Raw genomic sequence first — 7,499 nt, 5'->3', positions numbered from 1 at the left:
GCGGCTCGCCGGCGGAGGCAAAGGGAAGCCCAGTGGGCAGGCCGTCGCGCGCCATGGCGGGCGGTGCCGGTGCGGGGCCGCCGGTCTGTCCGTCTGCGTGTCCGTCTGTCGCGTCCGGGGTATCCTGTGCGGGGGCCATGGCCGTGCCAGCAACAATGCCAGACGGCCCGGCAGCGTCGGGTTGCCCGGTCTGACACAAAGGGGCGCACGCGGCCAGCAGTGCGCACAGCGCGATGCTGAGCAGGCAACAGCACACCCACGCCGCGGTCCCGTGCGGGCGCGGCTGGGTGAAACGGGAAAGGGGTGTCGGATGCGGGCGAAGCGTCGGGGCGGCGGCACGGAGAGCCCGTGCCGCCGTGCCGTCAGGCGATGACTGCGAGGGCATCGCCTAATCGTTGAGGAATTCTTTCAGTTCCTTCCCGGCGCGGAAGAAGGGCAGACGTTTGGGCTGGACGACGACCATGTCGCCGGTCTTGGGGTTGCGACCGGAATAGCCGCCGTAGTCCTTGACCTTGAAGCTGCCGAAACCGCGGATTTCCACGCGGTCGCCATCGGCCAGCGCTTCCTTCATGTTGTCCACGAAGGTGTTCACGACCATGGCGGCTTCCTCGATGGGGATGTTCGTCTCTTCGGACAGCGTCTTGATGAGTTCGCTCTTGTTCATGGAATCCTCCGTGGTGCGGCGGTGCGATGGGGGCGGTTCGTTCCGCCCCGGATGACGTAGCCTGTAGCGTGCGATGCGTGGCGTGGTGCCTGCCGCCGGATGCGCTGAAGCCTTGCCAGGACGGCCCTACCACGGGGGGGTAGGGTGGGGTTCCGTGGCAATTCCAAAGACCATGGACGCACTATGGCCGAAGATGGTCAAGGTTTCAAGGGGTTAATACGCCTCATCCGAAAGTGCGCGCAACGGGTGCCTGTCTGCCAGTTCGGGCAGCAGGGCGGCACGCATGCGTTGCAGCTTGACCGCGATGGAGAAAAGGTCTTGTGCCGCAGGCGATTGCGGGGCAACGCGCATCAACGGCTTCTGCTTGCGCACCGCGTCGGGCAGGGCCTTGTCCAGGCGCACGCCGCCAAGGAATTGCGGTTCGATGTCCAGGAACTTGCGGCAGGCGGCGGCGAGCCGCTCGAAGGTCTGGGTTTCTTCCTTGCGCGATTCCGCCTGGTTGACGATGACGAAGAAGTCGCGCACGCCGTGCTGGGTGGAAAGCACCTTCATCAGCGCATAACTGTCGGTGAGCGAGGTGGGTTCCGGCGTCACGATGACGATGCGCAACTGGGTCATGGCGGCGAAGGCCAGCACCGTGGGGTTGATGCCCGCGCCAAGGTCCAGGAACAGGAAGTCGTAGTTGGAGAACAACGGCTCCAGCTTGCGCACCAGCAGGGCGCGCATGTCGCCGTCCATCTCCACCAGTTCGGGCACGCCCGAAGCCGCGGGCAGGAAGTCGAAGCCGCCCTGTTCGATGGGCACGGCGATGTCGCGGGGGGCGGCGTCGCTGTCCAGAAGATCCTGCATGTTTTTGTCCGGGGCAATGCCCAGCAGCACATCCAGGTTGGCCAGCCCGAGGTCGCAGTCCATGAGCAGCAGGGGGTGCCCGCCGCGGTACAGGCAATAGCCGAGGTTGAGGGCGATGTTGGTCTTGCCCACGCCCCCCTTGCCGCTGAGTATGGAAACGCTGAGTGTGGTGTTCTGCGTCATGTTTCGTCCGTTGATGCGGCCCGTGGGGAGTCAAATTGCCCTAGGGGCTGTCTCCCAATTAGGATTTTTGTTCGTTGGCAAGGAAAATGAGCCTGCCATGAGGGAGTATACTCTTATTGTATTCGACCGACATGGCAGGCGAAGTTTGACGCAGCCAACGGGCAAAAGGACAATTTGGAGGCAGCCCCTAGTCGTCGTTGCCCGAAAAAAGAAACTGCTTCTCATCCGACTGCACCATGGTCGAGCGGTCGTAGTCGGGTACGCCCGGCAGCCGGTGCACCCGCACGCGGGCCTTGCCCGCAGCCTTGGCCTCGTACAGGGCCTTGTCCGCCCGGTCCAGCAGTTCTTCGGCCCGGCACACCGTGGCGCCCTTGCACCCGGCGATGCCCGCCGAAAAGCTGACCCGAAAGGTTTCGTCCCGGCACTCGAAAGTTTCGTCGCGCAGGTCCTGCAGCAGCCGCTCCAGCAGGGCCTGGGCGCGCATGGGCGAGGCGCCCGGCAGCAGCAGCACGAATTCCTCGCCGCCGATGCGGGCCGCCACGTCGTAGGCGCGGGTGGCGTCGCGCAGCAGGTCGGCCATGCGCCGCAGCACCAGGTCGCCGCAGGCGTGGCCCCACCTGTCGTTGACTCGCTTGAAGTCGTCCAGGTCCAGCATGGCCAGGCAGAGTTCCGCCCCGCCCCGGAGCACCCGTTGCAGTTCCAGTTCCACCTGACGCAGGAAGGCCCGGCGGTTCATCAGGTCGGTGAGGGGGTCGTGGTCGCGCTGGTGCGCCAGCTCTTCCACGGCTTTTTGCAGTTCGCGCAGGTTGAAGTTGGTGCTCTTGTCCAGATCGATGGCGAACCACTGGCGCAGGCCATGTTCCTCGGCCAGGGTCAGCCAGCGGTGCCGGGTCATGCCGGGAAACAGACGGGCCACGGCCAGCAGGGGGCCGTCGGCGGGCTGTTCCGCACTGGCGGGCGTGGTGCGTGCGGCTTCTTCGGCCAGCGCACGGCGCAGGGCGTCCAGTTCGCCCAGCAACTGGGCGGAATCGCCGGGTGCTTCCACCTTGGCAGGGCCGGTGGAGCCAGTGGAACTGGCGGAACCCGTGGAACCCGCAGGCCCGGCAGGGCTGGCGGAATGGTCGGCGTCAGTTGGTTTTCTGGCCATGGAGGTACAGCAGATAGTCCCGCAGGAGCTGATCGATGCGGCCGTCCAGCACGGCCTCGACGTCGCCAATTTCCGTATTGGTGCGGTGGTCCTTCACAAGTCGGTACGGTTGCAGCGTGTAGGTGCGAATCTGGCTGCCGAAGCCGATGGCGTCCTTGCCCGCGTACTGGGCCTTTTTCTCTTCTTCCAGCTTGCGCAGTTCCAGTTCGTACAGGCGGGCGCGCAGGATCTGCATGGCCGTGTCGCGGTTGCTGTGCTGCGACTTTTCGTTCTGGCACTGGGCGGAAATGCCCGTGGGCAAGTGCGTGATGCGCACGGCGGAACTGGTGGTGTTCACGCTCTGGCCGCCGGGGCCGCTGGAGCGGAAGATGTCGATGCGCAGGTCCGTTTCCTTGATGTCCACGGTGATTTCCTGGCCCACGTCGGGGATCACGTCCACCGAGGCGAACGAGGTGTGCCGCCTGCCGGACGAGTCGAACGGCGAAATGCGGATGAGCCGGTGGATGCCCTTTTCGCCCTTGAGCAGGCCATAGGCGTTGGGCCCGGCCATGCGCAGGGTGACGCTTTTCACGCCTGCCTCGTCGCCCGCCAGGTAGTCCAGGTATTCGGCCTTCATGTCGTGGGTGTCGGCCCAGCGCAGGTACATGCGCACCAGCATCTCGGCCCAGTCCTGGGCCTCTGTGCCGCCTGCGCCGGGGTGGATTTCCACGATGGCGGGCATGCGGTCTTCCTTGCCGGAGAGGAGCATGTTCATCTCCGTCTCCTGCAGCAGGGTTTCCAGCGCGGTCACCTGTTCGGCCAGCGACTCCAGGGCCTCTTGCCCCGGTTCGCCCGCCGCTTCTTCTTCCTCGGCCAGGGTCAGCCATTCGGTGACGTCGCGGCGGCTGGTTTCCAACCGTTCGAGGCGCGTTATCTCGCCTTCGAGCTGGCTTTTTTCCTGCAGGACCGGGGTGAGTTTTTCGGGGTTGTTCCAGGCGTCGGGGCTGGAAAGCTGGCGCTCGATTTCGTCGAGGCGGTTGCGGTTGCCCGCAAGGTCAAAGACGCCCCCAGAGGGAGGCGTACTGGTCGATGAGGGCGGCGCTGCGCGCGCGCAATTCGGCAAGCTGAAGCATGTGGATGGTATGTCTGTTTGCGGGGTTGTGCGTGGGGAGTGTTCTAGGAACGGCGTGCGGGCCACAGCAACGCAAGGACGGCCAGCCCCAGGGCCACGGGCCACACCAGATGCTGCACCCGGTGGAACACGGTGGTTTCCGTGCGGGCCGTGGCCATGCCGCTGATCACCTCTGCCCGGAACAGGCCGCCGCGTTCGGCGATGCGCCCGTGCGGGTCGATGATGGCGGAAATGCCGGTATTGGTGCCGCGCAGCACGTAGCGGCCCTGTTCCACTGCTCGCAGCACCGAAAGCTGCAGGTGCTGTTCCGGGGCCGATGTGGTGCCGAACCACGCATCGTTGCTGATGTTGACCAGAACACTGGCACCGTCGGCCACGCGCTGTTGGGCCAGTTCCGGGAAAATAGTTTCATAGCAAATGAGTATGCCCAGCGCAAGGTTGCCAAGGCGCAGCGGGGCCACGGCGGTGCCGGGGGTGAAGTCGCCCACGCCCTGCATCAGGGTTTCCAGAAAGGGCATGTCGAGGCCGGGGGGGGCGTATTCGCCGAAGGGGACAAGGTGCTCCTTGTCGTAGTGCCCGGCATCGCGGCCGTTTGCGTCCACCAGCATGGCGCGGTTGTACAGCAGGTAGCCCCGCTTCACCGGCGCATTGACGTAGCCCGGCGTGCCCACCAGCACCGGGGTGCGGCTGGCGGCGGCAAAGCCCCGGACGGCCGGGCCGAATTCCTTGTGCTCCTGAAAGTAGAAGGGCATGGCCGTTTCCGGCCACACGATCAGGGCCGGGTGCACGGCGGTGACGGCGTCCTTGCTCAGGGCAAGGTAGCGGTCCACCGTGGAACGCTGGAAGGCGGCCTCCCACTTCTGGTCCTGGTCGATGTTGCCCTGCACCAGCGCCACCCGGAACGATTCGCCGTCCTTGGGCAGGCCTCGCGACAGGATGTAGGCGCCATGCCCCACCAGGCCGAAGGCAACCAGCGAGGCCCCCAGCGCGCAGGCCAGCGTCTGGGCCAGGGACGACGGCGAAACCGACCGCCGTACGCCGGGGCAGCGGGGGCCGCATTCCGGGGCGATGGCCCCCATGGTCCAGCACACCACGGCTACCAGCAGGCCGGACAGGCCGTACGCGCCCACCAGCGCAGCCCCCTGTATGGCCACCGGCCACGGGGCAAAGGCGCCTGACAGGGCAAGCCAGGGGAACCCGGTCAGGAACGCGCCGCGCAGCATTTCCAGCAGCAGCCAGGCGCAGCCCAGGAACAGCCCGCGCCGGAACGCCCCCAGACGGTCGCGCGTCAGGTGCGCCAACAGGCAGAAAAGTCCGCCGTACAGCCCCACGTAAGCGCCGATGGCCACGGCGCAGGGCACGGCCAGCACCCACGGCAACTGACCGTATTCGTGCACGGGCAGGGCCAGCCAGTACAGGCAGGCCGAGGCCCCGACGATGCCCGTAATCCAGCCCAGGCGAAAGGCGGGCCAGCGGCCCGATGCGCCAAGGCCCAGCAGCAGCAGGGCCAGGGGATAGGCAAGGGCGAGCAGCGGCAGTTGGGCCAGTGGATTGGGAAAGCCGAGCCACAGCCCGGCGGCGCCGAGAAGGATGCAGAGTGAGTTGCGCATGCGAGGAGGTGAAACCCCCGGTGGGGGAAAAGTCAAGTACGGCGCGGTTACGGATGCGTTGCGGGTAATCGCGCGGGGAGCGTTCCGGCCCCGGAATGCCGGGGTGAAGAGCAACAGGGCGGATGCCCGAAGACGTCAGGGCGCGCAACCCGCATGCCGGGGGGCATGCGGGAACGGCGGCGAAGGAAGCCGTAAACAAGCGGCCTAGCCGCATTGGAGAGGGATGCCGTGTGCGTGTTCCCGTGTCCGGGTCAGGCTGCGTCCAGCGGCCCCACGCGCACGGTACGGATCTGCTTGGCGTCGGCCTCGGCTACCTCGAAGCGGCGTCCGGCAAGGTCGAACGTCTCGCCCGCCTGGGGCACATGGCCCGCCAGCATGCTGAGATAGCCGCCGATGGTGTCCACCTCGTCCGAATCCAGGCTGATGCCCAGTTCTTCCAGGTCTTCCAGCAGGGCGCGCCCGGAAAGCTGGTAGTTTTCGCCGTCAAGGACCACGATGTCCTCGTCGCGCGGGGCATCGTGCTCGTCCTCGATGTCGCCCACGATGAGTTCCAGCACGTCTTCGATGGTGACGAGGCCGGAAGTGCCGCCGTACTCGTCGAGCACGATGGCCATGTGGTTCTTGCGACCACGAAATTCCTGGAGCAGTTCGTAGACGTTCTTGGTCTCCGGCACGAAGTACGGCTCGCGCATCAGCTCGGCCACCGGGGTTGCGCACCCGGTGGGGTCGACGAAGCAGCGCAGCAGATCCTTGGCGTAGACCACGCCCACGATGTTGTCGCGGTTTTCACGGTAGATGGGGATGCGGGAATGCCCGGATGCGACGATGCGCTCGATGACCTCTCCGAGGGAGTTGTCCACTTCCACGCAGTCGATGTCGGTGCGGGGGGTCATGATGTCCTGGACCTGCGTGTCGTCAAGGCTCAGGATGTTCAGCAGCATCGAGCCTTCTTCGGCGTCAAGTTCGCCGTCTTCGCGGGCTTCGATGATGGCCTGCTCCACCGTGTCGCCGGTGCGGTTCTGGAACAGCCGCGTGATGCGCGACCAGATGGGACTGCCCGATTCTCCGTCCAAGGGGGGCTCCTGTGTTGTGGTGACGTCGCCGTGGGGCGGGGCGGGATTCGCCACCGGCGGCTGGCGGGGTGCCGTCGCACGCGGGTACGTGGGCTGGCCGGGGCCTGCATGGCCGTGCATCGTCGATTTGGACACGCCGAACATGTCCGGGGCAAACCTGCATCAACCCGGACAGGATCGGGTCCGGTCCTGAACGAATCCGGGACGAATCCAGAACAAGCCCGGGGGCCGGGCGCTTGCGGTCCGCACTCACACTACATCGCTCCCGCTTTCCCTGTAAAGCTCAAGGTGGCGGCGTATCACCCAGTTGCCCAGCGGTTCAACCTCTCCCTCGTCGGACAGGGGTTTCCAGTCGGCCATGTGGGGGGCGGTGTCGCGGGCCTGGCCCCAGGCGAGCACCTGAAGGCCCAGTTCCACGTCGCGCGTTTCGAAGGCCACGAAGCGGTTCTGGATGCGGCATTGCAACCAGAAGCCCTGGCTGCGGTCATGTTGGGGGTCGTACAGTTCCAGCAGGGCGGCCAGACGCCCCCCGATGTCCAGGTTCATGCCTCGCGCCGTGGCGGAGCGGGCCGTGGCGCGCGGCACCAGCAGGCGCAGCCCGCCGCCGGATAGGTTCAGCAGGGCCACGGGCAGGGCGCGGCTGATGTCCGGAAAGAGCGGTGTTGCGATGTCGTCGTTGTGAGCGTCCCCGCAGGTGGGGGTGGCAGGGGCTGCGGCCTTGCCCGATTCGTGGACCGGCGCTGCGCCCGTGCCGTGGGCGGTGGATTCGCCCGCGGCGGCATCGTCCGTGGGAACGGGTGCGGCGTGCGCGGTAAAGCTGTTCAGGCTGGCGGCATCGGGCAGGGCCAGCAACGGCGTGCCC

At 66.5% G+C, this 7,499-nt stretch carries 6 protein-coding genes and 1 pseudogene; all 7 read right to left on the bottom strand.

Going from position 1 to position 7,499, the window contains the following annotated elements; genetic code table 11:
* Positions 1 to 388: 388 nt before the first annotated feature.
* Entirely contained in the window at positions 389 to 739 is a 351-nt protein-coding gene (locus FVW20_RS03295; RefSeq protein WP_307831323.1) for an HU family DNA-binding protein, read from the bottom strand.
* A gap of 138 nt (positions 740 to 877) precedes the next feature.
* Positions 878 to 1,696, bottom strand: coding sequence for a MinD/ParA family protein (locus tag FVW20_RS03290; protein ID WP_196608284.1), 819 nt, complete (start codon positions 1,694 to 1,696; stop codon positions 878 to 880).
* A 187-nt stretch (positions 1,697 to 1,883) separates the two neighbouring features.
* On the bottom strand, positions 1,884 to 2,843 hold the full coding sequence (locus FVW20_RS03285) for a GGDEF domain-containing protein (RefSeq protein ID WP_196608283.1): 960 nt from the start codon (positions 2,841 to 2,843) through the stop codon (positions 1,884 to 1,886).
* Positions 2,824 to 3,955 (bottom strand): peptide chain release factor 2 gene (gene prfB / locus FVW20_RS03280; protein WP_196608282.1). Its coding sequence is split into 2 segments (ribosomal slippage): positions 2,824 to 3,879 and positions 3,881 to 3,955, totalling 1,131 coding nucleotides; the frame shifts between segments, so codons are not numbered across the junction. The genes FVW20_RS03285 and prfB overlap by 20 nt, the downstream gene beginning before the upstream one ends.
* 43 nt (positions 3,956 to 3,998) lie before the next feature.
* Positions 3,999 to 5,564: an apolipoprotein N-acyltransferase gene (gene lnt / locus FVW20_RS03275; RefSeq protein WP_196608281.1), complete on the bottom strand. Its 1,566-nt coding sequence runs from the start codon at positions 5,562 to 5,564 to the stop codon at positions 3,999 to 4,001.
* A gap of 251 nt (positions 5,565 to 5,815) precedes the next feature.
* On the bottom strand, positions 5,816 to 6,637 hold the full coding sequence (locus FVW20_RS03270; protein WP_196608280.1) for a hemolysin family protein: 822 nt from the start codon (positions 6,635 to 6,637) through the stop codon (positions 5,816 to 5,818).
* Between the two features lie 249 nt (positions 6,638 to 6,886).
* Positions 6,887 to 7,499: pseudogene (locus FVW20_RS03265) on the bottom strand (hypothetical protein); the annotation flags it as partial.

Source organism: Nitratidesulfovibrio oxamicus (assembly GCF_015731765.1).
GTDB classification, from domain to species: domain Bacteria; phylum Desulfobacterota; class Desulfovibrionia; order Desulfovibrionales; family Desulfovibrionaceae; genus Cupidesulfovibrio; species Cupidesulfovibrio oxamicus.
Note: the sequence above shows the minus strand (reverse complement) of the source record. Positions and strands in the feature narration are given on the sequence as shown.